This is a genomic window from Streptomyces sp. NPDC006879 (assembly GCF_042869595.1).
Taxonomy (GTDB): Bacteria; Actinomycetota; Actinomycetes; order Streptomycetales; family Streptomycetaceae; genus Streptomyces.
Genome location: NZ_JBIAGC010000061.1, coordinates 1 through 22661, shown reverse-complemented (window position 1 = coordinate 22661; position 22661 = coordinate 1). Strand labels below are relative to the sequence as shown.

Annotated in this window: 25 protein-coding genes and 1 pseudogene; 8 read left to right on the top strand and 18 right to left on the bottom strand. The window is 68.3% G+C overall.

The genetic code is table 11. The features are described 5' to 3' along the window. Positions 1 to 374: 374 nt before the first annotated feature. Entirely contained in the window at positions 375 to 1139 is a 765-nt protein-coding gene (locus ACFYMC_RS27890; RefSeq protein WP_388530306.1) for an isoprenyl transferase, read from the bottom strand. 124 nt (positions 1140 to 1263) lie between these two features. Between ACFYMC_RS27890 and mgrA the strand changes: the two genes are divergently transcribed. Then, complete coding sequence (gene mgrA / locus ACFYMC_RS27885) at positions 1264 to 2301, top strand: L-glyceraldehyde 3-phosphate reductase (RefSeq protein WP_388530304.1); 1038 nt, start codon at positions 1264 to 1266, stop codon at positions 2299 to 2301. 124 nt (positions 2302 to 2425) lie between these two features. Here mgrA and ACFYMC_RS27880 read toward each other — a convergent pair whose 3' ends face one another. After that, positions 2426 to 3175 carry a prepilin peptidase gene (locus ACFYMC_RS27880; protein WP_388530301.1) on the bottom strand — a complete coding sequence of 250 codons (750 nt, stop codon included), beginning with the start codon at positions 3173 to 3175 and terminating at the stop codon, positions 2426 to 2428. A 215-nt stretch (positions 3176 to 3390) separates the two neighbouring features. On the opposite strand from ACFYMC_RS27880, the gene ACFYMC_RS27875 reads away from it, so the two are divergent. From ACFYMC_RS27875 to ACFYMC_RS27865, 3 genes are all read left to right on the top strand, one after another. Continuing rightward, positions 3391 to 3735 carry a DUF192 domain-containing protein gene (locus tag ACFYMC_RS27875; protein ID WP_388530298.1) on the top strand — a complete coding sequence of 115 codons (345 nt, stop codon included), beginning with the start codon at positions 3391 to 3393 and terminating at the stop codon, positions 3733 to 3735. A 65-nt stretch (positions 3736 to 3800) separates the two neighbouring features. Further along, entirely contained in the window at positions 3801 to 4454 is a 654-nt protein-coding gene (locus tag ACFYMC_RS27870) for an SMI1/KNR4 family protein (protein ID WP_388530296.1), read from the top strand. A 347-nt stretch (positions 4455 to 4801) separates the two neighbouring features. Continuing rightward, on the top strand, positions 4802 to 6082 hold the full coding sequence (locus ACFYMC_RS27865; RefSeq protein ID WP_388530294.1) for an extracellular solute-binding protein: 1281 nt from the start codon (positions 4802 to 4804) through the stop codon (positions 6080 to 6082). A gap of 35 nt (positions 6083 to 6117) precedes the next feature. Here ACFYMC_RS27865 and ACFYMC_RS27860 read toward each other — a convergent pair whose 3' ends face one another. Further along, the gene (locus tag ACFYMC_RS27860; protein WP_388530292.1) at positions 6118 to 6804 is read right to left on the bottom strand and encodes a hypothetical protein; all 687 of its coding nucleotides are present in this window, start codon (positions 6802 to 6804) and stop codon (positions 6118 to 6120) included. 175 nt (positions 6805 to 6979) lie between these two features. Between ACFYMC_RS27860 and ACFYMC_RS27855 the strand changes: the two genes are divergently transcribed. Then, positions 6980 to 8047, top strand: a complete 1068-nt coding sequence (locus ACFYMC_RS27855) for an SGNH/GDSL hydrolase family protein (protein ID WP_388530289.1) — start codon at positions 6980 to 6982, stop codon at positions 8045 to 8047. A gap of 43 nt (positions 8048 to 8090) precedes the next feature. Here the strand turns inward: ACFYMC_RS27855 and ACFYMC_RS27850 are convergent, their stop codons facing one another. Next, positions 8091 to 8417 carry a nuclear transport factor 2 family protein gene (locus ACFYMC_RS27850; RefSeq protein ID WP_388530287.1) on the bottom strand — a complete coding sequence of 109 codons (327 nt, stop codon included), beginning with the start codon at positions 8415 to 8417 and terminating at the stop codon, positions 8091 to 8093. A 227-nt stretch (positions 8418 to 8644) separates the two neighbouring features. Here ACFYMC_RS27850 and ACFYMC_RS27845 point away from each other — a divergent pair, with 227 nt between their 5' ends. Then, complete coding sequence (locus ACFYMC_RS27845) at positions 8645 to 9079, top strand: CBS domain-containing protein (protein WP_388530284.1); 435 nt, start codon at positions 8645 to 8647, stop codon at positions 9077 to 9079. A gap of 167 nt (positions 9080 to 9246) precedes the next feature. On the opposite strand, the gene ACFYMC_RS27840 is transcribed toward ACFYMC_RS27845, so the two are convergent. Next, positions 9247 to 9669, bottom strand: coding sequence for a DUF1348 family protein (locus ACFYMC_RS27840; RefSeq protein ID WP_388530281.1), 423 nt, complete (start codon positions 9667 to 9669; stop codon positions 9247 to 9249). Between the two features lie 119 nt (positions 9670 to 9788). Here ACFYMC_RS27840 and ACFYMC_RS27835 point away from each other — a divergent pair, with 119 nt between their 5' ends. Next, positions 9789 to 10346 carry a TetR/AcrR family transcriptional regulator gene (locus tag ACFYMC_RS27835; protein ID WP_388530333.1) on the top strand — a complete coding sequence of 186 codons (558 nt, stop codon included), beginning with the start codon at positions 9789 to 9791 and terminating at the stop codon, positions 10344 to 10346. Between the two features lie 14 nt (positions 10347 to 10360). Here ACFYMC_RS27835 and ACFYMC_RS27830 read toward each other — a convergent pair whose 3' ends face one another. From ACFYMC_RS27830 to ACFYMC_RS27770, 13 genes are all read right to left on the bottom strand, one after another. Beyond that, entirely contained in the window at positions 10361 to 11017 is a 657-nt protein-coding gene (locus tag ACFYMC_RS27830; protein WP_388530278.1) for an OmpA family protein, read from the bottom strand. Positions 11018 to 11655: 638 nt separating this feature from the next. After that, positions 11656 to 12192 (bottom strand): hypothetical protein, encoded by a 537-nt coding sequence (locus ACFYMC_RS27825; RefSeq protein ID WP_388530275.1) that lies wholly within the window; start codon positions 12190 to 12192, stop codon positions 11656 to 11658. Between the two features lie 53 nt (positions 12193 to 12245). After that, on the bottom strand, positions 12246 to 12476 hold the full coding sequence (locus ACFYMC_RS27820; RefSeq protein ID WP_388530273.1) for a hypothetical protein: 231 nt from the start codon (positions 12474 to 12476) through the stop codon (positions 12246 to 12248). A gap of 170 nt (positions 12477 to 12646) precedes the next feature. Beyond that, a complete protein-coding gene (locus ACFYMC_RS27815) occupies positions 12647 to 13399 on the bottom strand; it encodes a response regulator (RefSeq protein WP_388530270.1) in 753 nt (250 codons plus the stop codon). A gap of 4 nt (positions 13400 to 13403) precedes the next feature. Next, entirely contained in the window at positions 13404 to 14627 is a 1224-nt protein-coding gene (locus ACFYMC_RS27810) for a sensor histidine kinase (protein WP_388530267.1), read from the bottom strand. Positions 14628 to 14632: 5 nt separating this feature from the next. Then, complete coding sequence (locus ACFYMC_RS27805; protein ID WP_388530330.1) at positions 14633 to 15520, bottom strand: DUF5936 domain-containing protein; 888 nt, start codon at positions 15518 to 15520, stop codon at positions 14633 to 14635. A gap of 18 nt (positions 15521 to 15538) precedes the next feature. Beyond that, a complete protein-coding gene (locus ACFYMC_RS27800) occupies positions 15539 to 16477 on the bottom strand; it encodes a type II secretion system F family protein (protein ID WP_388530264.1) in 939 nt (312 codons plus the stop codon). 19 nt (positions 16478 to 16496) lie between these two features. Next, positions 16497 to 17840 carry a CpaF family protein gene (locus ACFYMC_RS27795; RefSeq protein ID WP_388530261.1) on the bottom strand — a complete coding sequence of 448 codons (1344 nt, stop codon included), beginning with the start codon at positions 17838 to 17840 and terminating at the stop codon, positions 16497 to 16499. After that, complete coding sequence (locus tag ACFYMC_RS27790) at positions 17837 to 18283, bottom strand: TadE/TadG family type IV pilus assembly protein (protein ID WP_388530327.1); 447 nt, start codon at positions 18281 to 18283, stop codon at positions 17837 to 17839. Before ACFYMC_RS27790 ends, ACFYMC_RS27795 begins: the two co-directional genes overlap by 4 nt. Before the next feature lies 1 nt (position 18284). Continuing rightward, positions 18285 to 18701, bottom strand: coding sequence for a TadE/TadG family type IV pilus assembly protein (locus ACFYMC_RS27785; RefSeq protein WP_388530258.1), 417 nt, complete (start codon positions 18699 to 18701; stop codon positions 18285 to 18287). A gap of 3 nt (positions 18702 to 18704) precedes the next feature. Then, on the bottom strand, positions 18705 to 20030 hold the full coding sequence (locus ACFYMC_RS27780) for a CpaE family protein (protein WP_388530255.1): 1326 nt from the start codon (positions 20028 to 20030) through the stop codon (positions 18705 to 18707). A 6-nt stretch (positions 20031 to 20036) separates the two neighbouring features. After that, complete coding sequence (cpaB, locus tag ACFYMC_RS27775) at positions 20037 to 20738, bottom strand: Flp pilus assembly protein CpaB (protein WP_388530252.1); 702 nt, start codon at positions 20736 to 20738, stop codon at positions 20037 to 20039. Between the two features lie 56 nt (positions 20739 to 20794). After that, positions 20795 to 21679 (bottom strand): hypothetical protein, encoded by an 885-nt coding sequence (locus ACFYMC_RS27770; RefSeq protein WP_388530249.1) that lies wholly within the window; start codon positions 21677 to 21679, stop codon positions 20795 to 20797. Positions 21680 to 21816: 137 nt separating this feature from the next. Between ACFYMC_RS27770 and ACFYMC_RS27765 the strand changes: the two are divergent. Beyond that, positions 21817 to 22566 (top strand): annotated as a pseudogene (locus ACFYMC_RS27765) (carbohydrate binding domain-containing protein); the annotation flags it as partial. Positions 22567 to 22661 lie beyond the last annotated feature (95 nt).

Sequence of the window (22661 nt, the reverse complement as noted above, 5' to 3'; positions counted from 1 at the left end):
AAGGACGTACCCCCTCGGAAGAGGTCGGGGTGCGACGGCGTCGCGGGATCGTGTGCTCACCGGGGCGGGATCACCCCGGCGGGAACAGGAGTCCCCCGGCCAGACGAAGACCGGACCGGTCATCGGCCGCAATGCCAGGGCCGATTTCCGGCCCTCCACTTCGTCCGTGCGAGCCGCACGCGCGTCCTGGTGCAAAGGGCCTCCCGGGCGGACGACCCCATGCCGTCCGCTGAGACTCGACGCCCGTGGACCGGACGTCGACCTGGAAGGGATATTCCCTCGAACAAGCGGTGCCATGCCATGGCATATGACGGACGCTCGGTGAATCCCTGGTGAAGGCCTCGGATGGACCCCACCCGGGGCCGGATGGGATGTCAGGTGCCGTAGCGGCGGTGGCGGGCGGCGTAGTCGCGCAACGCCCGCAGGAAGTCGACCTTGCGGAAGGCCGGCCAGAAGACCTCGCAGAAGTAGTACTCGGAGTGAGCGCTCTGCCACAGCATGAATCCGGACAGTCGCTGTTCCCCGCTGGTGCGGATGACCAGGTCGGGATCCGGCTGCCCCCGGGTGTAAAGGTGCTCGGAGATGTGGTCGATGTCGAGGATCTCGGCGAGCTCCTCGATCGTGGTGCCCTTCTCGTGGTGCTCCATCAGCAGCGACCGGACAGCGTCGGCGATCTCCTGTCGGCCGCCGTAACCCACCGCCACGTTGACGAGTATTCCGCTCGCCTTGCCGCCCGTGGCGTGCTCGGCCTCTTTGAGCACCTGCTGGGTACGCCCGGGCAGGATGTCCAGGTTGCCGACGTGGTGGACGCGCCAGCGACCGTCCGCGGCCAGACCCTTGACCGTGTTCTCGATGATCGTCAGCAGCGGGAGCAGTTCGTTGTCCGGCCGGTCGAGGTTGTCCGTGGAGAGCATCCAGAGAGTGACGACCTCGACGTCCGTCTCTTCACACCAGCCGAGCAGCTCGGAGATCTTGTCCGCGCCTGCCTGGTGGCCCTGCACGGTGGTTCCGCCGGAGGCCTTGGCCCAACGCCGGTTGCCGTCGAGAATGACACCGATGTGCTTGGGAACCGCCTCGTGGTCGAGGCGACCCTCCACCCGGCGTGCGTAGAGTCCGTACACCAGGTCGCGCAGATTCACGATCTTCCAGCCCCTCCGTGCCAAGACCCCGTGCCAGTAGCGTCCCCCCGAACCGCCACATTACTGCGCGCTGTGAACCTCGTCCCAACCCGGTATGTCACAGCTCCGTGATAGGGAGGACAACATGACTGATTCCAATCCCTATCGGGCGGACGCTACTCGGTACGACTCCATGGAATACCGGCGCAGCGGCCACAGCGGCCTCAGACTTCCGGCCATTTCCCTCGGACTGTGGCACAACTTCGGCGACGATCGCTCCCAGGATTCCCAGCGGCAGATCCTGCGCCGCGCCTTCGATCTCGGTGTGACCCACTTCGACCTGGCGAACAACTACGGACCGCCGCCCGGATCCGCCGAGCTCAACTACGGCAAGATCCACGCACAGGACTTCGCCGCGCACCGGGACGAGCTGGTGATCTCCACCAAGGCCGGGTACCTGATGCACCCCGGCCCGTACGGCGAGTGGGGCTCCCGCAAGTACCTGCTCGGCTCCCTCGACGCCTCCCTGGACCGGATGGGCCTGGACTACGTCGACATCTTCTACTCACACCGCTTCGATCCGGACACGCCGCTGGAAGAGACCATGGGCGCCCTCGCGTCCGCGGTGCAGCAGGGCAAGGCGCTGTACGTCGGCGTCTCCTCCTACACCGCGGAGCAGACCGCCGAGGCGGCGCGGATCCTGCGCGAGATGGGGATCCGCCCGCTGATCCACCAACCCTCGTACTCCATGATCAACCGCTGGACGGAGGAGGACGGGCTGCTGGACACCCTCGAAGCGGCCGGCATGGGCTGCATCTCCTTCGTGCCGCTCGCCCAGGGGCTCCTCACCAACAAGTACCTCGGTGGCATCCCGGAAGGCTCCCGGGCCACCCAGGGCAAGTCCCTGGACCCCGAGCTGCTCTCCGACGAGGTGCTGCGCCGACTCCGTGGACTCAACGACATCGCCCAGCGCCGCGGCCAGTCGCTCGCACAGCTCGCGCTGACCTGGGTGCTTCGCGACAGCCGCATGACCTCGGCCCTGATCGGGGCATCGAGCGTGCGCCAGCTGGAGGAGAACGTGGCCGCCCTCGGCTCTCCCGCACTCACGGAGTCCGAGCTGAAGGAAATCGACACCTTCGCCGTGTCCACTCCGGGGACCAACATCTGGGCCACTCGCAGCTGAGCGCACGGCCCCGGCCGGCGGCAAAGAAAACGGGCCGGTCCGTGGGGGGGATACGGACCGGCCCGAGGGGGGGGTTCCACCATAACCCTTCGTAAGTCGAAGTGCGCGCATCACCGCGCCACGACTACGCTCCGAAACCGCCCAGCAGCAATCCGGTGAGGGCGCCAGCCGCCATGAAGGGGCCGAAGGGGAGAGGCGTTCGACGGTCCGCCCGCCCCATCAGCACTAGGGCCAAGCCGTTCAGCGCGCCGTACAGGAACCCCGCGAAGGCCCCGAGCAGCAGTACCCCCCACCCGTACCACCCAAGGGCTACCCCGAGCGCGAGCGCCAACTTGACGTCTCCGAAGCCCATGGCTGCCGGCTGGACGAGGAAGAGCAGGAGATAGCCGCCGGCGAGGACCAGCCCACCGAGCACGGCCAGCCGCCAGGAACCCCCGGCGTTCGGGCTGAGGGCCGCGGCGCCGAGCAACACGGTGACCGCGCCAGCCAGCGGCAGCGTCAGGACGTCGGGGAGGCGGTGCACCGCCAGGTCCACCGTGGCGAGCAGAACCGTCACCGGCGTCAGCAACACCCACACCAGGGCCTCGGGCCGCGGACCGGCGGCAGCGGCCAGCAGGGCGCACGCCAGGGCGCTCACAAGGGGCAGGGCTCCCGTCGCGCCGCGACCGTAACCGGACGCCCCCGTCGGACCGCAGGAGGCGCAGCGCGCCGCCCCCAGCCAGGCCCCGGCCGGCCCGGAGAGCGGGTGGCCGACCGGGCAGGCGACGCGCCACGGCTGCCCGGGGGCGACCGAGAGGCGATAGGCGGCCCTGGGCAACAGCAGTCCGGCAGCCGCGCCGTACCCGGCGGCGAGGACGATCAACAGCGGGAGCACGGCCCGACCTTAAGCTCGTCTCAGGGCTGTCCCGCAATACCCGGTGGGCCAGCGTGCGTCGCAGTCGCGGCACATCGCTAGGCGGAGGGTCGCCTTCCTACCGGGTGCGTTCGGGCGATCCGACCATGCGGCGAGGCGCCGCACACACCACGGACAGGGTCCGCGACCAGGCACCGGATGGCACCTGCGGCCGGTCCGGTCGGAAGGGGGTAGGGATGGCACGATGGCGGGACGGCACGGCGCTGCTCGACACGCCCGGCGGGCTGGTACCTGTGGAGGTGGCCGCCTCCCACCGAACCCGGACTCGGGGTCTCCTCGGCCGGGAGGGCGTCCACGGGGCGCTGCTGCTCACTTCGACGCGCGGCATCCATACCTTCCGGATGCGTTTCGCCATCGATGTGGCCTATTTGGACCGGGAGTTCAAAGTGTTGTCGATACGGACGATGCCGCCCGGGCGGTTGGGCGTGCCGCGGTGGCGGGCACGCCATGTGCTGGAGGCCGAAGCAGGCGCGATGGCCAACTGGGGCCTGCGCCCGGGTGTACTCGTATCCGTCTCGTGAACGGTTGCACCAAAGCCGGTGCGGCCACGCTAAATTGTTCCGGCTCCGACGAGAGGGGGACCGCGGTGACGGACTGTACGACGGTCGACGGGCACACGGACCTGCGAGGAACCAGGCAGGTGACGGCGCTGGAGCGGGTGATGCCCGCGGTGCACGGAGCCGACGAGCGTATCGACTGGGCGGCGGTCGAAGCCGCGTGGAGCACGCCCTTCCCTTCCGACTACAAAGCCTTCATGTCCTTGTTCGGCGCCGGAACCATCAATGGGGAAGCGAGCGTGCTGCTGCCACTCCCCAAACCGGGGCTCCAGTGGGAACCGGCCTCCATGGCCGAGGAGACCTTGACGGTGCGGGCAGCCTGGGCGAGCGAGGGCGGGGCGGCTCTGTTCGGCACTGAGGCCGAATCGGTGCTGGCCTGGGGGGTCACGGCGGGGCCGGACATCCTGTGCTGGCTGACCGCCGACCCCGATCCGGAGCGCTGGCCGGTCCTTGTCTACGGGCGGCACACCTCGGCGGCCCTCGCCGTCCACCCGTTCGGGATGGCCGAGTTCCTGCGCCGGCTGTTCCTCGACGAGTTCGACGAATGCCCGGTCAGCCTGGACTTCTGGGACGGCGCGCCACCGAACTTCGTCCACTGGCTGGAGGCTCAGCGCCGTTGGCTGGCCGGACGCAATCCGGAAACCGGTGAACCGGATCCATATGCCGGTGAATTCACGGCCTGATCTGCTCCGCACTTTCCACCGGGTCGACTCACCTGCGGCCTCTCTCCTCCCCCGCGTTCACGGCTGAGGTCCCGGACGAGAAGTCAATTACTACGCGCGTAGCGCCTGTAGCTCCGTCCGTAGGGGCACAAGTGCCCGTTCGCCCGCCGACCCTTGGTCGCGGACATAAGAAAACACAGAACGCGACACACCCTTTTGGAGATACACCCATATCCGCACACCCCCGGATCGAGCACCCCAGACGGTCCGTGGAAAATTCCCTCACGACCGGACCCCCGCGGGACGGAAATCCCCCAACCGGTCAATGAATCCGGCAAAACGCCGCCTACATTCAAGGGAATCATCCAGTGCAACGAAGACTATTCAGCGCGACCGCCCCGGTCCTCGCGCTGGGCCTGGTCGCCACCCTCACCGGCTGCGGAACCACCACGGGCTCGGACGGTCCCACACTGCGCCTGGTCGCCGCGGAGTACGGAGACCGGGAGGCCAACAGCTCCCGGGCCTTCTGGGACGCGAGGACCGCGGAGTTCACCGAGGCCCATCCGGAGATCCGGGTGGATGTCGAGCTCCTGCCCTGGGAGGACATTGACCGCGAGGTCACCAAGATGGTCGACGAGGGCGACGCCCCCGACCTCGCGCTCATGGGCGCCTACTCCGACTTCGCCGCCGACGGCCAGCTCTACGAGGCCGGGGAACTCCTCCCGATCGCCGCCGAGGCGAACTTCCTCGGCCCACTGGCCGACGCCGGGTCGGTCAACGGCCGCCTGTACGGCCTCCCCTTCGTGGCGAGCAGTCGGCTGCTCTTCTACAACGAGGAGTTGCTCGAAGCCGCCGGCGTGCGACCGCCTGAGACCTGGTCGCAGCTGGAGTCGGCTGCGCGGGCACTGGGACGACAGGGCGTGAAGTACCCCTTCGCGCTGCCGCTCGGCCCGGAGGAGGCGCACGCCGAGGCGATGATCTGGGCGCTGAGCAACGGCGGCGGCTACGCCGACGGGTCGGGTGGCTACCGCATCGATTCGGAATCCAATGTCGACACCTTCCGCTGGCTTCAGGACAAGCTGGTCGCCCGTGGGCTGACCGGCCCCGTGCCACCGGCGGAACTCAACCGACAGGACGCCTTCGACGCCTTCCTGCGCGGCGAGGTCGGCATGTTGAACGGCTACCCCTCCCTCGCCCACGAGGCCCGGCGGCGCGGCATCGAGCTGGGCACTTCAGCCATGCCGGTCGCGGACCGCCTGGCCGACGAGGACGCACCGCCGACGATGGGTGTCGCCGACTGGATGATGGCCTTCAAGGCGAACGGCCACCGCCGGGAGGCCGGAGCCTTCTTGGACTTCCTCTACCGGGACGACAACCTCCGGGAGTTCGCGGACCGCTACGGCCTGCTACCTTCCACGATCTCCGCAGCCCGCTCCTCGGGCACCTCCGAGCACGCACTCGACTCGGTGGACGCCCAGTTCCTGACCGCCCTCAACAACGCGGAGCTCTACCCGGTGAACAAGCGCTCCTGGGTGAAGGCGAGCGACACCATCAAGCACAACATCGGCCGGGCAGTGGACCCGGCGGCTGACAGCAAGACGGTTCTTGAGGAGATCTCCAAGGCGATCAGCGAGGCCGAGGGCGACTGAGTCAGCGCCTTCCGTCGAGCCTACGGGACAGCACGTCAGGCCCCGCGCGAGCCCTCACCGCCCGACTGGCGCAGGGCCGAGCGCAAACCCTCACAGTCCGCGTTCCAGTCCAGCGTCCCCCGGACCGTCGCGGCGTCCTTGCCGGCGCGGGTGCGCGGAGCCCGCGACACCTTCCAGTCGACGCGGTAGACACCACTGTCACAGGCGATCCGGCGGCCAGGGGTGAAGGTCTTGCGGAGCGTCGGCTTCCCTTCGGCGTACTCCTCATGGATCACCAGGAGCGGCCGTGTACCGGACCGAGCCCCCTTCGGGCGGAGCTCTGCGTGCAGGGTCACCGAATGCTTCCCGCTCTTGGCCAACGTGCCCTTCTTCAACAGCACGGCGGTGCCGACCTCGTAACCGAACTCGTACGAGGGCTTGAAGGCCAGCGTCTTGGGGTCCGGGACCGTCATCTCGCCGACGAAGCCACCACTGCGGTCCTTGGCGCGCATCGTCTTCCACACCGGGTTGGGGTTCAGGCGGAAGTTGGCGCTGAGCTTGTGTCGGCCATCCTCCGTCCACTGCGATCGATACTTCTTGGCGCCGCCTGCCGGGTCCTGGACGTAGGAGGCGTTACCCGCCCCGGAGTCTCCTTCGGCGGCCTGACCGACAGCGGGGGTGAATGCGGCCAGGGTCACCAGGGCGGCCACGGCGGCAAAACGGGTGCGCTTCATGTCCGACACAACCGAAGTCCACACGGGGGCGCTACGAGGAACTCGGGAAGTCCACCTGATCGTGGGGTTTGCGGACAGAACTCACTACTCTCCGTAGTCGTCCACGATACTTGGAGTGACCTTCTGAGGGTCGTCCACCGACCCCGTGGACCTCCGCCCGCACTTCTACAGCCAGGAGCCAGGAATGACACGACACCGAGGCCGTCCGCGGCGTTCCGCCATCTCCCTCCTTCCCCGACTCGCCATCGCCGCGGTCGCGGTGCTCGCCACGAGCCTCACACCGGCTGCCGCCTCCCCCTCCCGCGCCGACCCACCACTCATCTCGACCCCGCCCGCCCCAACGGGCCGGATCCTTCCCGAGTACGTGGCGCTGGGCGACTCCTACAGCGCCGGGGTGCTGGTGCGCCCGTGGGACGACAGCGACGGCTGTGGCCGCTCCTACCGCAACTACCCCTCCCAGGTCGCCCAGGCGCTGGGCCTGCAACTGCGGGACGTCACGTGCAGCGGGGCGCAGGTGGTGCAGGGGGCCCTGGAGGTCCAGCCGGGGAGCAGCCTCCCTGGTCCGGCCAGCTCCCCGCCGGCGGGGAGCTGGCCGGACCGACCGGCCCAGATCGATGCCCTCACCCCCGCCACCGGATACGTGACGGTAGGCATCGGGGGAAACTCCATCGGCTTCGCCAAGATCATCACCACTTGCCTGGAGCTGGGGCTGCTCCCCCTCGCCTCCACCCCCTGCACCAACCACTACACCCGGGGATCCGGAGCCGCCTGGCTCCAAGACAGCTTCGACCGGCTGCACACCGACTTCGACACCTTGCTGCAAAAGATCCGGGCGTCATCACCCAGAGCCCGAATCGCCGTCGTCGGTTACCCCGCGATCGTGCACGACGATTCCGGCTGCACCTGGCAGAACTGGCGACAGTTCGGCTCGGTCCGCACGGCCGACTTGCCCTGGCTCGACACCGTGGAGCGAAGGCTCAACGAGCTGCTGCAACAACGAGCCGCTGCGCACGGCCTGACTTACGTCGACACCTACCGACCGAGCCTGAGCCACGGTGTCTGCGCAGCCGGCTCGGACCGCTGGATGTACGGGGTCAAGGACGATCTGACAGGTGAGGGGGACCAGACCGCCCCGCCCGGCGACTTCTGCCGCCTGCTGCCCGGTAACGGCGGCGCCTGCACCTTCCTCCACCCGAACGCGGCGGGGTTGGACAACCAGGCGCGGCACGTGCTCCGGGCGTTCACTGGCTAGCCCCGACGGCTGCCGGCCTGGGCCCTCGTCAGACGCGCAAGCCTCAGGCCTGACCCGTCTCAAAGCGACTGATCTTCCCGTCTCCGTCGACGAGGAAGCGCCAGGAGGTGCGCATCTCACCCCAGGTGTCATTTCGGTAGTTCACAACCAGGCTCCGGCCGTGATCGGACTCCCGCTGGACGTCCATATGCCCCGACGACGAGAAGATCTCCCGGTCGACCCACTCCCCGAGGTCGCGATCCGACCCGTCGTCCGACATCGTGGCACCCGGGGTAAGCAGGGCCATGAAGCTCGCCCGGTCACGGGCGTTGACCGCGCCGACGAAGGCACGCACGGCGGGGTCGGAGAGCTTGGCGGTGGCAATGGTCATCGGTGTCCTCCGAAGGGTGCGGCGCAGGCAGGCTGACTGCTCAGCCCTGAGCAGTCAGCCCAACACGCTCGGCCAGCGGACGCGACAGGAGGAGGGCAATCGAGGCAAGCCCACTGCGACCCTCGGAGCCAGGCAGCCCACGGCCGGGCCCGGCAGGCAGGGTGGGGCCATACGTGCTCTGATCGAAGGAGGACGAGGAGTGCACACCCGCGAAGGCTGGAGGAAACATGGCCAGGAACCTGCGGGCCCGGGACATCATGACCGCCGGGGTGCAGTGCGTGGGAGAACATCAGTCGCTACTGGAGGCATCGCGCCTGATGCGCGATCTCGATGTGGGCTGTCTCCCCATCTGCGGTGACGATCAGAGAATCCAGGGCTTGATCACCGATCGAGACATCGTCGTGCAGTGCTGCGCCGAAGGACTGGACCCGGCAACGGTGATGTGCGGTCAACTCGGTGGCACTCTGCACTGGACGGATGCGGAGGCGGACGCCACCCAAGCCGTCGACATGATGGAGGTGCACCAGATCAAGCGCCTCCCAGTGATCGACGTAGCCAACGGTCACCGCCTGATCGGCATGATCACCGAGGCGAATCTGGCGAAGAACCTGAGTGACGAGGAGATCGCGGAATTCGCCGTCCGCGTCTACGCGACGAACTGAGACCACCCCCACCACCCTCCCCGCCGCCCCGGCCGCACCACGCGGCGGCGCCACATGGGCCTCGCCGCCGGAGGGAGCACGGCAGCGTGACAGCTATCGCGCACCCACCAGCGGCAGCGAGGGCCCCTGCCGCATCGCACGGTGGCGGTGAAGCGCCGGCCCACTGCTCAGAAGAGCTCGCGTTCCGCTCTCGCTATGGCCACGTCGTTGATGCTCGCCTCGCGTCGGCGCATCAGGCCTCGCTCGTCGAATTCCCACTGCTCGTTGCCGTGGCTTCGCCACCACTGCCCGTCTCCCGCGTCACACCATTCATACACAAAGCGCACAGAAATACGGTTGCCTGCGTATGACCAGAGTTCCTTCCGCAGCCGATAGTCAAGCTCTCGCCGCCACTTATCGGCCAGGAAGGCACGTATCTCCGCGCGCCCAGTCAGGAAGCGGTCTCGATTGCGCCACTGCGAATCCTCCGTATAGGCAAGGGCCACGCGCTCGGGATCCCTGCTGTTCCAGGCATCCTCCGCCGCTTGAACCTTCAGTCGGGCGGATTCCTCGGTGGAAGGAGGGAGTGGGGGGCGAGCGTCGCCGGACATGGACTACCACCTTTGAGGTCAAAGAGTGAGAACGTTCGTTCTCGCATTGGATGAACACCCTAGAGAACGCCCGTTCTCAACGCAAGTCGCAACCGCGTAGGCTGTGTGCCATGAGTGGGATGACCGACGAAGAGGCCAAGGGCCGTCTACTAGACGCAGCGGAGACCTTGTTCTACGCACACGGCGTGCAGGCAGTCGGCATGGATCGCATCCGCACCGCCTCGGGCGTGCCCCTCAAACGGCTCTACCGCCTCTTCCCCGCGAAGGAAGCACTGGTGGCCGCCTACCTGGAGCGACGCGACCAGTCCTGGATGCGCGCCCTGCACTCAGCCACAGCGGCCCCGCCGGAGCCTCGAGAACGAGTACTCGCCGTCTTCGACTGGCTGGAGGAGTGGTTCGGCGAGCCGGGGTTCCGTGGATGCGCCTTCCTCAACGCCCACGGCGAGCTGGGTGACGCCCCGAGAGCGATTCTCGCCCCCGTCCACCGCCACAAGGCCGAACTACGCTCCCATCTGGTGAGCTTGGCCGAGGACGCTGGAGCCGACTCGGAGTTCGGCGAGGAACTCCTCCTCCTGGTCGAAGGCGCAACAGCCACAGCTGCGCTCACCCCGGGTACGGAACCCGCCCGCAGGGCTCGACGTATCGCCGAAGCACTTCTACCCTCCACACGCCCCTGAGCGGAATGGAGCATTCAGACCGAGGGCACAGAAGCACCCCGTGCGGTCCGCAGGAAGGTCACCTCGACCCGCCGGTTCTTACGGCGTCCTTCTTCGGTGCTGTTGTCGGCGATCGCGTACTCCTCGCTGTATCCGCGAATGTCGTACGTGATCCCCGCGTCAAGGTCCTTGGCCAACTGCCTTTGTACGACGTCCGCCCGCTTCTTGGCCAAGCGCAGACCGTCCTCGTACGAACCGAGGTTGTCCGTGAACCCGAAGACACGGACCCGGTTCGCCTTCTGAGTGGTGATCTCATGGGCGATAGCCCTGATCCGCGCGATCGCCTGCGCGTTCAACAGCGCAGCCCCCTTAGGGAAGATCACCTCAGCCTGCAGTGCGAAGGTGACCGCAGCGTTGGTGTCCTTGCGTCGCTCCTGCGTCCCAAGGTCCTCCACCACCTGGGCGATGTCCAACACCTTGGGCGGCGCCAACGTCGCCCCCTGAGGCAGCCTCAACCCCGGTGCATTGGGATCGACTTCCACGGGCGCCGAGGCGGATGGCTCGGTACCAGGAGGCGCCGGCGGGTCGTCAGCCCTCGCGGGGGACGCCACGGCCAGATGGGCACCAAGGACCAGCAGCGCCGAAACGATGGCCGGAGGGATGAACCACGAGGGCTTGCGGGTCTCAGTCATCGAGGTCACCCCGAGAGCTTGATTGTTGCGGTGGCGAAAGTGGGGAGAGTGAAGTCGACCTCTTGGGTACTGGCCGGCGGAGCGGGAAACTGCATGAAAATGTTGACCTTGCTCTTAGGGCCAAGCGTCGTGATACCAGTCGTACAGAGGCAACGCCCGTCTGTATCGCGCAGCGTGTAGTACCGCTTCTTTCCGACCTTGTCTACCAGAGTGGCTCCCGCTACCGAGTTGGGGTTTTGGGTGACGTCCTCAACTTCCGTACCCACCCAACGGCTCGTGGTCCGGCCCTCGTCGCTTTCGTTCCTAATCGATCCACTGACGGTCACGAACCCCCCTCCATCACGCCTGGCCTCATTGATGACAAGGAACAATCCGTCCGCTCCGCGGATCTCTGCCAACGTCACCTCGGCAACAGGCTGGCTCCGTTGCCCATCAGAGCCAGACTTCCCATCCGCTTTCGCTGAAGGTCCACTCTGGACAGACTCAGTCGAGCCCACTCCCTTTGGAGAAGTCTCTCCACACCCGGAAACGCTCAACGCTACAGCTGCGGACACAGCAATCCCTACCACTGCGTTGCAGACTCTTGCCACGGAGAGATTTCCCATAATGCCGCTTCCTTGTCCGCATCGGTCTTGCCATCAGTCGATTAGCCGCACATCGAACAGCCGAGGCGCAAGTTTCGCCCAGAGCTCAGGGCTCGACGGGTCGAAGGTGACGAGGCTCCCCCCTCGGCACTTGATTTGAACTGTTTCACCGTCGCCCCAGTCGACCAAACGGCACTCCCGATCCAATATCGTCGCTCGCGCCGTCGCCACACCTCGCTTCCCACTGATTCCAGGAACTACAGAACTGCCCAGCGTGTAGTTCGTGCGCACCGTCACCTGAAAATAGGGGAGTTCTGCATTGCAGGAAGTGACAGAGGAGTCATTTAGCTGAGCGAGCGCATACCCCGCCCTGCACTGCGCATCCACATCAAACCCACTCCCAGCCAGCAATCTCTCCCAGTCCTCAGCCTTGAACCGCCTTAAATCAAGACCAGGTCGGAGATGATCTCGCGCATCCTGCGCGTGGGCGAGCGCTCCGGCATCAGCTGCACCTTGCGCCCCATTGCGAATCACTCCCGCTTGACTGACGGCAAAGAATGCGAGAGCAACAAAGAGCAGGCTTGCCACCATCCATACGTAGATGGGGAAAGCCTGCCCAAGTTCGCTACTAGCGTGAAGGCGCATCATCCGGAGGCGATGCTGCCAACAAGGCTCCTGATCCTTTCCGAAATCGCTCCGCCGATTCCCGTGGCCAGGATCGCGCCGATGATCGCCACGACCACCAGGCAGATGCCGAGGTACTCGAGTGCTGACTGCCCGCGGTCCCCAGCGGCGTAGCGCCTGCGTAGCCGGGTGACCGCGGTGTCCGTCCAGCGGTTGACGCGGACCGTGGTCTTGAGCATCAAGTCGTTCATCGGATACCCCTCCAGAACCGAACCCGCCGGCCTCCACGTGGCCGGTGACGCTCTCAAAACGAGCAGCGTAGGGCCGCGGGTGTGGGTGGCACGAGTCCTCCGGGGCCCATTTTCGGGCCCAGTTCTCGATGTTGGCTCTGGGCCTGCCTGATCGCCGGGGCGAGGTGTGGTCATCCATGGTCGCGACCAGGTGTCTGGGTGCGGGCGGTTCCCAGCCAGCGGGAGATGGCCTCGCTGCGGTTGGCGCTGTCGAGTTTGGCGAAGATGCTGTTGATGTGGTTCTTGACGGTCTTCTCGCTGATGAAGCAGGTGGATGCGATCTCCCGGTTGCTCATCCCAGTCGCGATCAGGTCCATGATCTCCTCCTCCCTCGAACTGAGGCCGTAGGACTTGTGGTTGCCTGCACGCCTCTCCGACTGTGACACATATCGTTGCTCTTGCGAAGCCCCTTGCGGCAACTCGCGCTGCCGGATGTGTCGCAGCAGAACCTGAGCTGCGGTGCCTGCGAAGTTCGCCCGCCCGGCCTTCGTGTCGCGTACCGCGGTGACCAGTTCCTCCACGGTGAACTCCCCGTGCACGAGGTACCCGTTCGCCCCAAGTCGTAGCGCGCGTTGCACGATGTCGCCGTCGCGGGAGTAGGTCAGCATCAGGACGGAACTGATGGCGGCCAGTTGCGGAAGCGCAGCCAGGCCGTCGGTTCGCGGCATCCGCACGTCGAGCAGGACCACGTCCGGCCGGTGCAACCGGGTCAGGTACAGGGCCTCGGCGCCGTCGGTGGCCTCGGCCAGGATGTGGATGTCCTCGCGTGCCCCGAGTAGCGCACAGAGCCCGGCGCGCACCACGGGGTTGTCGTCGGCGATGAGAAGGGTCATCGGTTCGGCCTGGGGGGCCGGGGTCTGGTCGGGGGTGCGTTCGTGGGACATCGGTTCATCCCGCATGGCTCGCCGCCTCTCCTCGGACAGGGCAGTCCAGCCTGATCTCGGTACCGGTGGCCGTCCGGCCCGTTCCGATCCACATCCGTGCGCCTATCTCGGCGCAGCGTTCCGCCATCCCCATGAGCCCGAAGTGTCCGTCCCGGTGGAGTGCGTCCAAGGTGGTGCCGCACGGGAGTCCGCGCCCGTCGTCGAGGACGCTGATCCGCAGGTGCCCGTCGGCGAGTTCGCTTTCGACGGTGACCTGGCGGGCCCCGGCGTGGCGGCGGATGTTCTCCAGTGCCTCGGCGATGACGCTCAGGAGGTGGCGGGCGACGGTGCCGGTGACGGGTTCCGGGGCATCGGGGCCCAGCGGCCGATAGTCGGCGCGGATGCCGGTGGTGCGGCTGAATTCGTCTACTTGGGCGCAGAGTTGCTCGTCCACGGCTACGACGGTGGTGTCGCGGAGGTCGACCAGGAGGGTTCGGGCCTCGGTGGCGGCTTGGTGTGCGGCGGCGGCCACGAGCTGCGCGTGTCGGGCCGTTGACCGGTCTGCTGGGCCGGCGGCGTCGGCGAGGGCCTGGGCTGCGAGGCGAAGTCCGTACAGGGTCTTGGAGACGGAGTCGTGCATTTCGCGTGCCAGTCGGGCGCGTTCGGCTTCGACGGCTTCCACGGTGGCCAGTCGGGTGCTGGCTTGGGCGAGGGCGCGACTGGCTGCCGCGAAGCGTAGGAGGAGACCGCGCAGGCTGGCGCCGGCGGCCCCGGTGATCAGGCAGAGCCCTGGCAGCAGCATGATTTCGCCGAGCCCGGCGGGGCCGGGTCGGGGGTCGGTTGCGTAGACGCCGAGGACGACGGTCGCCTGGAGGGCGGCGATGACTGCGGAGCCGCGCCAGCCGCAGACGAGCCCGGCCAGCAGTGGGGTGCAGGCGCATACGTACCCCAGGGGTGCGGCCGGCCCTCCGGTGATCAGGAGCAGGGCGCCGACGCCCATGTCGACGACGAGCAGCCAGGGGTGGTTGAGGAGTCTGTGACCGAACCGCTCCCATTCCCTGATCAGGAGGTACGAGCCCATGAAGGTGATCAGCACGGCGGCGGCGACGAGCCAGAGCGCACCGCCGGGGCGGGTGCGGTCCAGCGCGAAGGGGGTGCCCAGGGCGATCATCGCCATGCGGAAGCCGAGCACCTGGCGGCAGAGCGCCTGGATTGCGTTGAGGTGCAGGGTCGTGGTGGTGGAAGGCATGTCGGTCACCCGCCGAGGAGTTGACCGAAGTCGATGTCGGCGCCGTAGACGAAGCCGCTGACGACGAGGATCATCGTGCCGGGCAAGAGGAAGGTGGTCACGGCGAGGGTGGCTTTGGGGACGGCTTTGGCAGCCTTGCGGCGGGCGTTCTGTGCGTCGGTGCGGCGCATATCGTCGGCGATCTGGATGAGGGTGTCGACGATCGGTGAGCCGAGTTCTTCGCCTTGCTGGAGGGCGGTGACGAACTGGGCGACCTGTTCGGAGTCGTTGCGTTGGCGCAGCGCGTCGAAGGCCTCACGCCGACTGACGCCCATGTCCATCTGTCTCAGGGCGATGTGCACTTCGTCGGACCAGGCGCCACCGTAGCGGTCGGCCACGCGTTCGAGTGCCTGTCGGAAACCCAGTCCGGCGCTGACCACGACAGCGAGGACGTCAAGGAAGTCGGGGAGGACGCTTTCGATGTGGTTGCGTCGGGAGCGGACCGCGGACCAGAGGCCCACTTCGACCCAGAAGAGCCCGAAGGCGACCATGAGGGCGGCGAAGACCAGTTGGGCGTTGGAGAGCATCACCAAGGCGCCGATCGCCCCGAGGAGGCCGTAGACGGCGCGCCGGGCGGCGTAGCGGTCGATGGTGAGTCCGGCGGGGTTCCCGGCCCGGTCGATCTGCTGCCGTTTGCGGGCGACGCGTTTGGGTCCCATGAGCCGCAGGACGGTCGGCGCCCAGCGGATCCCCATGCGGTCGATGAGGGAGCCGACGGCCGTGGTGCGGGTGGCGCCGATCTCCAGGGCGAGCTGGAGGTCGGCGGGCAGTCTGGCTTCCGAGCGGTAGAGCCGGATCCCGTGGAACGCGCCGAGTACGCACAGGCCGGCCACCGAGGCGAGGAGCAGTGCCACCATCTCCGGACCCCCTTCCTACACGTCGATCTTGGAGAGCCGGCGGATGAAGACGAAACCGAGGGTGTAGAGCCCCAGCGCGACGAGTACGGCGCTCTGGCCGAGGTAGGCGCCGGTCATTCGTTCCAGGGCTCCGGGCATGACGGCGTCGAGTAGGAGCAGCGCGCCGATGCCGATGGCGGGTACCGCGTAGGCGGTGGCGGAGATCTGCGAGAGCTGGGTGCGGACCTCGCGACGGGTCTCCTTGCGGGCTTCCAGGGTCCTGGTGAGGTTGCGCAGGGAGTCGACGATGTGGCCGCCGGCCCGGTTGGAGAGGACCAGGGTGCTGACGAGCACCAGGAGTTCCCGGGACGGCAGCCTGGTGGCGAGTTCTTCCATGGCCTCTTCCACGGAGTCACCGACGGCGAGCCGGTCGGCGACTCGGGAGAGCTCCTCGCCGGCGGGTGCTTCCAGTTCCTCCGCCGCGATGCTGATGGCGGTGCGCAGCGCGAGGCCGGCCTGGGTGGCGTTGGCCACGATGCGGGCGAGTTCGGGGAGTTGGTTGAGGAAGCGTTCGGTGCGTTTGGCCCGCTGCCAGTCGAGGAAGCCGTTGGCCGCCCAGAGGGCTATCACCGCGGCCACCGGTCCGAAGAAGGGGGCGAAGACGGCCGCGGCCACGGACCACACGGCGGTGACGGCGACGAGTCCGTAGACGAAGTATTCGCCCGGTGTCAGTTCCAGGCCGGTGGCGGCCAGTTTGCGTTCCAGTCGGCGGCCGAGGCCGGTGGTGCGCAGTCGGCGGTCGACCTGGTCGAAGCGTCGACGGCGGCCGTACGTCTCGATGCTGCCGGCGCTCGACAGTCGTTGCATCAGCTCGGCGCGCTGGGCCCGGCCTCGTGCGTAGCTGTGGAGGCCCGCGATCACCAGGGCGCAGCCGAGCAGGGTGGTGCCGAGGGTGAGGAGCGTGAGGTTGTCCATGTCTGGTGGTCGCCTCCTTTCAGGTGATCATCCGGCTGAGCAGGCTCTCGCTGGCCGCGGTGGCGACCCCGAAGGCCTGGGGCACGTGCTGGTTGTTCATGTGGAGCCGTTCGGCGATGTGACGGGGCAGCGGAAAGTACTCGAAGCGCCCGTACACGCGGCCGTCGGCGGCCATCGGTTGGCTGGCGAAGCGGCAGACGGTGGTGATGCGGAAGGGTTCGCGGCCGTGGGATTCGAGGAAGGCGATCTCGGTGATGCGGCGGGTGCCGTCCCCGAAGCGGGTGAGCTGGACGACGAGGTCCACGGCGCTGTTGATCTGTTCCTGGAGCGCGGCGAAGGGCACTTCCACTTCGGACATGGAGGCCAGGGTCTGGAGCCGCAGGAGCGCGTCCTCGGCGCTGTTGGCGTGGACGGTGGCGAGGGAGCCGTCGTGGCCGGTGGACATGGCCTGGAGCATGTCGAGGGTCTCGCCGCCGCGGACCTCTCCGACGATGATGCGGTCGGGCCGCATTCGCAGCGAGTTGCGCACCAGGTCACGGATGGTGATGCGTCCGCTGCCCTCCACGTTGGGGGGCCGGGATTCGAGACGGATCACATGTGACTGTTGGAGTTGGAGTTCGGCGGAGTCCTCGATGGTGATGATGCGTTCGCCCTCGGGGATGAGTCCGGACAGGGCGTTGAGCAGGGTGGTCTTCCCCGAGCCGGTGGCTCCGGAGACGATCACGTTGACCCGGGACTGGACGAGTCCCGACAGGAGCAGCAGCATCTGTTCTTCGAGCGATCCCAGGCCCATCAACTCGTGGAGGGTGAAGGCGCGCGGGAAACGCCGGATGGTGAGGGTGGCGCCGGTGAGGGAGAGCGGCGGGATGATGACGTTGACGCGTTCCCCGGAGGGCAGCCGCGCGTCGACCATGGGGTTGGCCTCGTCGACGCGGCGGTTGACGGTGGAGACGATCCTTTCGATGGTCTGCATCAGCTGTTCTTCGGAGGCGAAGCGGACCGGGAGTCTTTCCACGCGACCGTTGCGCTCGACGTAGACGTGGTCGGGCCCGTTGACCATGATTTCGGAGACCGAGGGGTCTTCGAGGAGTGGTTCGAGCACGCCCAGCCCGAGGGCCTCGTCGACGACCCGACGGATGAGTCCGGCCCGTTCGGCCGTGGACAGGACCGGCCCCTCGCGGCTGATGATGTGACCGAGTACGCGCTCCAGCCGGGCCCGTCGTTCGGCGGGGGCGAGCGCGGACATTTCGGCGAGGTCGATCTCCTCCAGGAGCTTGACCCGGTAGGAGGAGACAAGGCTGCTGCCGTCTTCGCGGGGGCCGTTTGCTTCCTGCGGGGCGGTGAGACGAGAGCGCAGGCTCATTGGTCGTTGCTCCTGTCGCGCGGCATGGTGGCGGACCGCGTCACCGTCAGGTTCCCGAGGAGGCCGGGGACCAGTTGGGGGACTGCGATCCGGGTGGTCATGGTCACCTGGGAGCTACCGGGTCCGCCGCCGGCGCCGGTGATGGCGGTGTGCGAGGAGAGCCAGCCGCTGATCGCGGCACGGCCGGCGCCCGCTCCGTCGTTGCCGTCGTCGAGGGCCTGCACCCGGGCGGCTACGCGGGCTGCGGTACCGGCCTGTTGGGCGGTGTAGCCGACGATGCCCACCTGGATGGCGATCAGTGCGACGAGGAGCAGGACGGCGAAGAATCCGAGGAATTCCAGGGACGCCTGTCCCCGGTCCGGACGGTGGCCGGGCCTCTCGCGACGCTCGGCACGGCGGTGGAGGTCGGGTGGGGCGGTCGGCTGGGGTGGGTGTTCGGGCATCTCATTCACCGATCCGCTCGTAGGCGGCCGAGGCCTTGCCGGTGACGGTGAGCGGCAGGTCGAAGCCGGTTCCGGGGAAGAGGGCGGGCACGCGTAGCCGTACGGTGGCGGTGTACAGGTCGGCGCCGTTGCGTCCGCAGGCAGGCGCGGCCGACCAGCCGCTGGGCAGGTAGCGGGAGGCGGCGGATACGCAGTCGCCCCCCACGGTACCGGCGCGGGCTCCTTCGTCGGCGGCGTTCCCGGCCAGGCTGAAGGCGTAGCCGACCATGGCGCACTGCCAGAGCACCGCCAGGGTCAGCAGGATCAGGGGGAAGACGCCGAGGAATTCCAGGGAGCTCTGGCCGCGGTCGCGGTGGCGCGCGCGATGGTCCACCGGTGCCTGTTGGCCCGGGGTGGCCCGGCAGCCCGCCGTCCCCACGGTTCAACCCTCCTTGCGTCGGCGCCAGGGGCCCACGGAGCCCCGGTCGCCGCCGCGCTGTCGGGCGGGCTTCCCACCGGACCTGCCGGCGGGCAGGGCCACGGCGCTGGAGGGTGTGCTCGCGCCGTCGGCGCGGGTGCCGGTCGCGTTCTCGGGGGCGGTCAGCAGGCCGAGTTCGCCGGCGAGGGTCCACAGGGCCTGCCGGATCGTGGAGCGGGCGTCGAGGTCGTGGACCCGGCCGGCGTCGACGACGGGCTGGATCTCCTTGTAGTGCGCCGGGACGGTGGTCCTGGCGGCCTTCGTCCGGGTGATGCGTTCGACAAGAGCGGGTTGGATCTCGGCGCTCTTGGTGTGTCGGTTGACGACCGTCACCGTTTCCTCGGGCTTGCGCACCTGCAGGCGCTCCCAGAGCCGCACCATTCGTTTGGCGGCCCGCACGGAGATCACGTCGGGGGTGGTGATCAGGAGTCCGGTGTCGGCCGTTTCGATGGCCGTGGTGTTGGCTCCGGTCATCTGGGTGCCGCAGTCGATGACGACCAGTTCGTAGCGGTGGCGCAGGGCGTCGACGATCAGTCGGGTCGCCTGGTCGTCGACTTCTTCGCCGCGTTCTCCGTCGCCGGGGGCGAGGAGCAGGCCGAGGCCGCTCTGGTGGTCGTAGACGGCTTCTTGCAGCACTCGGGGGGTGAGGTCCTGGATGCCGGCGAGGTCGGCGACCGAGCGGCGGAACTGGACGTCGAGGTAGGAGGCGACGTCTCCGGACTGGAGGTCGAGGTCGACCAGGACGGTGCGGCGGCCCGCCGCCTGGGCGGCCAGGGCGAGTTGGACGGCGGCGAAGGTGGTTCCGACGCCTCCCTTGGCTCCGGTGACGGTGAGTACGGTGCCGCCGGGTCCGGTAGGGAGTTCGGGGGCGCGTCCGAGGTGGCGGCGGACGCCGACGGCCCACTGGGCGGCGGTCTGGACGCGTGCGGCGAGCTCCTCGTAGCTCGGGGGCATGGCGACCAGCCCGCGGGCGCCGGAGTCCATGGCGGCGGAGTAGAGGCCGGGCCCGCCGGCGGAGGTCGCGAGGACGACGCCCACGGCGGGGAAGCGCAGGCCGACCTCGCGGATGAGGTCGAGGGCCTGGAGCGGGCCGATCCGTTCGTGGACGAGGACGACTTCGGGGAGTTCGTCGAGGGATTCGGCGGCCAGGTCCGCGAGGGTGTTCAGGAGGGAGGTGGAGTCGGTGAGGGGTTGCGCCGGTTCGGCGTGCGGCAGTTGGCTCAGCAGCCCGCTCAGCGTGCGGGCCGCGTCGGGTTCGGCGACGGCCGGGAGAATCCTGACGATCGTCATCGCGCCTCACTTGTCCCCGTCGAGGGTGTACGTGCGGTCGCCCGGGTTCACCGTGCTCGTGCCTCCGGGCGCCACCAGGGCGAGGCGTACGTGCTCGGCGAAGGACTCGGCGTAGGCGACGCGCTGGGTGTCCTTGGTGTCCAGGGCGAAGGTGATCGGGACTGCTTCGGCGGGGCCGTTGCGGTCACCGCTGCGCTCCAGGGGGGTCAGCTTGCCGACGTTGATGACTCGGGCGTTCGAGACGATGATCACGGAGCGGTCCGGGTCCTCGTCCTTCTTCCCCTCGAAGGTGGCGATGATGTTGACGCGGTCGTTGGACCGAATCTTTCCGGCCACGCCGGTGGCCGCATCGATCATGATGGCGATCTCCTGCTGCCCGGCTTGGAGCTCGGGGCGCTCGGCCAGCATGTCGCTCTGGAGGAGCGAGCCCTTCTTCAGCGTGGTCACCGCGATCTTGTCCTGTACCGCCGCGAGGTCGGTGACCGCGTTGTCCGAGAGCCATCTGCGGGGCATCTTGATCTCTTCGAACTGTCCCGGGCTGAGGGTCCGGTACGGCGCGATATCGCCCTTGATCCGGTACGCGGCGACCTCGGGGCCGACCTTCGACTTGACGTCGCCGATCACCGACAGGACGCCCGCGAAGGCACCTAGCGCACACAGGGCGGAGAGCACCAGCAGGATCACACCGCGGCGCTGGCGTGAGTTCATGGGCCGTACCTCGTTCGGGGTGGGATGACGACGGGATGCGGGCGGGCTCTGCGGGGCTAGACCCGACCGTCCCGGCCCCCGGGGGTCAGGGCGCGCGCCTGGCGGGGCGGATGCTCGGGCGGGGCGACGGGGGCCGCGCAGAAGCCGCAGCGGTCACCGATGAGTTCGAGGCCGCACCAGCGGCACTGTTCGCGGCGGACGGAGGCCACGAGTTGGTAGAGGACGGAGATGTCAGGGATGGCGGCGGCGAACTCCACCAGTTTCGCCGTCGCCCACCAACGGGCGGAGGCAGTCGGCAGTTCGACTTCTTCGGCCGCGCCGACCTGCCAGGCGGGGCCGAGCGTCTGGGGCACCCAGTCGGAGTTGAGCTGGCCGCGGGCGTAGGTCAGGCGGGTGGCGAACTGGGGTCCGCTGGGCGTTTCCTGGGCCGTGCCGCCCAGCCTCAAGAGGGTGGGCTGCGGGTTGGCCAGGACCACGAACTGGGCGCCCGGCACCCATGACTTGGCGTGCGCGGCGAGGCTGACGGGGACGCGGTCGAGCCGGGAGACGGAACCGAGCTGAGCGCCCGCGTGGATGTAGTGCGCCAGCAGTCTGGCGGCGGAGGCGATCACTCCGGGGCTGAAGTCGCAGATGGACAGCTGCCTCAGTTGACGGGTGAGCACAGCGGTGGCCAGTGGGGGGAGCCCGGTGGTCAGCAACGCGATGCGGTCGCTCTCCAGGATGGAGCGCAGGGTGTGCAGGCGCTGGGTGACGGCGGCCGGCAGGCCGGTGTGGCAGAGCACGATGAGGTAGCCGTGCTGGTCGAGTAAGGCGCCGGTCTCGGCCAGCGCCTCTTCGAGCTGTTGCCGGTCGGGGGGCTGGAGCGCCACCGCCGCCGGCGTGTGGGGGTCGGTCGCGGGCAGCACGAGTTCAGCGCTGGTGACTGCGATGGCGGCTGGCATACGGATTCCCCCCGTTCACCACGGTCGTCGTGTGCCGTACGACCGCAAACGATCACCACACTTCCCTCCGACCCCGCACCTTAGCCCCGTGGTGGCGCCCCGCACATGGTCTTGACCGGAAAGTAACGGCGTTGGCCATGGAAACCCCTTTGGACGTACAGGGGGTTGACAAGCTCATTGGTCTGGACCAACTCTGGGGCAATCCCCCCGCGCACCACCCCCGCCCACCTCAACTCCCCCCACCGGAGCCCATCGTGGACCGCACCTCCCCACGCATACGCCTCTCGTTGGCGGTGGCCGCCGCAGCGGCGCTCGCCTTCACCGGCCTGACGGCACAGTCGGCCCAGGCCGCCGACGTCAACGTCGCCCGGAACGCCGGGTTCGAGTCCGGCCTCGCCCACTGGAGCTGCTCCGCCGACAGCGGAACCGCCGTCTCCTCTCCCGTGCACGGCGGCGCCTCGGCCCTGCGCGCGACCCCTGCCGGCCTGGACAACGCCAAGTGCTCACAGGTGGTCACGGTCAAGCCCAACTCCACCTACACCCTGAGCACCTGGGTGCAGGGCAGCTACGTCTACCTGGGCGCCAGCGGTACCGGCACCCAGGACGTGTCCACCTGGACGCCCGGCGGCTCCGGCAACTGGCAACAGCTGTCCACGACGTTCCGGACCGGCCAGTCGACCACCTCGGTGACCGTCTACACCCACGGCTGGTACGGGCAGCCCGGCTACCTCGTGGACGACTTCAGCGTCTACGGCCCGGACGGCGGCGGAGGCACCGACCCCGATCCGACCGTGCCCGGAGCCCCTGCGGGGCTCACCGTCGGTGGTGCGACTTCCTCGTCCCTGGCACTGAACTGGTCGACCGTCAGTGGCGCTGCCAGCTACAACGGGCCTTGACCCCGGATTTTGAACACGTCTATGCGGCTTGGGTCAGGGTAGTTGCAGCTGGCTGGAGGTCGTTCTCGTAGGCGATCGGGGACCGG

Coding starts and splice junctions, on each gene's coding strand:
- mgrA (WP_388530304.1), top strand. CDS start 1,264: ATGACTGATTCCAATCCCTATCGGGCGGACGCTACTCGGTACGACTCC.
- ACFYMC_RS27830 (WP_388530278.1), bottom strand. CDS start 11,017: ATGACTGAGACCCGCAAGCCCTCGTGGTTCATCCCTCCGGCCATCGTT.
- ACFYMC_RS27835 (WP_388530333.1), top strand. CDS start 9,789: ATGACCGACGAAGAGGCCAAGGGCCGTCTACTAGACGCAGCGGAGACC.
- ACFYMC_RS27850 (WP_388530287.1), bottom strand. CDS start 8,417: ATGACCATTGCCACCGCCAAGCTCTCCGACCCCGCCGTGCGTGCCTTC.
- ACFYMC_RS27840 (WP_388530281.1), bottom strand. CDS start 9,669: ATGTCCGGCGACGCTCGCCCCCCACTCCCTCCTTCCACCGAGGAATCC.
- ACFYMC_RS27780 (WP_388530255.1), bottom strand. CDS start 20,030: ATGACGATCGTCAGGATTCTCCCGGCCGTCGCCGAACCCGACGCGGCC.
- ACFYMC_RS27795 (WP_388530261.1), bottom strand. CDS start 17,840: ATGAGCCTGCGCTCTCGTCTCACCGCCCCGCAGGAAGCAAACGGCCCC.
- ACFYMC_RS27845 (WP_388530284.1), top strand. CDS start 8,645: ATGGCCAGGAACCTGCGGGCCCGGGACATCATGACCGCCGGGGTGCAG.
- ACFYMC_RS27800 (WP_388530264.1), bottom strand. CDS start 16,477: ATGGACAACCTCACGCTCCTCACCCTCGGCACCACCCTGCTCGGCTGC.
- ACFYMC_RS27810 (WP_388530267.1), bottom strand. CDS start 14,627: ATGCCTTCCACCACCACGACCCTGCACCTCAACGCAATCCAGGCGCTC.
- ACFYMC_RS27770 (WP_388530249.1), bottom strand. CDS start 21,679: ATGCCAGCCGCCATCGCAGTCACCAGCGCTGAACTCGTGCTGCCCGCG.
- cpaB (WP_388530252.1), bottom strand. CDS start 20,738: ATGAACTCACGCCAGCGCCGCGGTGTGATCCTGCTGGTGCTCTCCGCC.
- ACFYMC_RS27875 (WP_388530298.1), top strand. CDS start 3,391: ATGGCACGATGGCGGGACGGCACGGCGCTGCTCGACACGCCCGGCGGG.
- ACFYMC_RS27825 (WP_388530275.1), bottom strand. CDS start 12,192: ATGGTGGCAAGCCTGCTCTTTGTTGCTCTCGCATTCTTTGCCGTCAGT.
- ACFYMC_RS27815 (WP_388530270.1), bottom strand. CDS start 13,399: ATGTCCCACGAACGCACCCCCGACCAGACCCCGGCCCCCCAGGCCGAA.
- ACFYMC_RS27820 (WP_388530273.1), bottom strand. CDS start 12,476: ATGAACGACTTGATGCTCAAGACCACGGTCCGCGTCAACCGCTGGACG.
- ACFYMC_RS27855 (WP_388530289.1), top strand. CDS start 6,980: ATGACACGACACCGAGGCCGTCCGCGGCGTTCCGCCATCTCCCTCCTT.
- ACFYMC_RS27790 (WP_388530327.1), bottom strand. CDS start 18,283: ATGCCCGAACACCCACCCCAGCCGACCGCCCCACCCGACCTCCACCGC.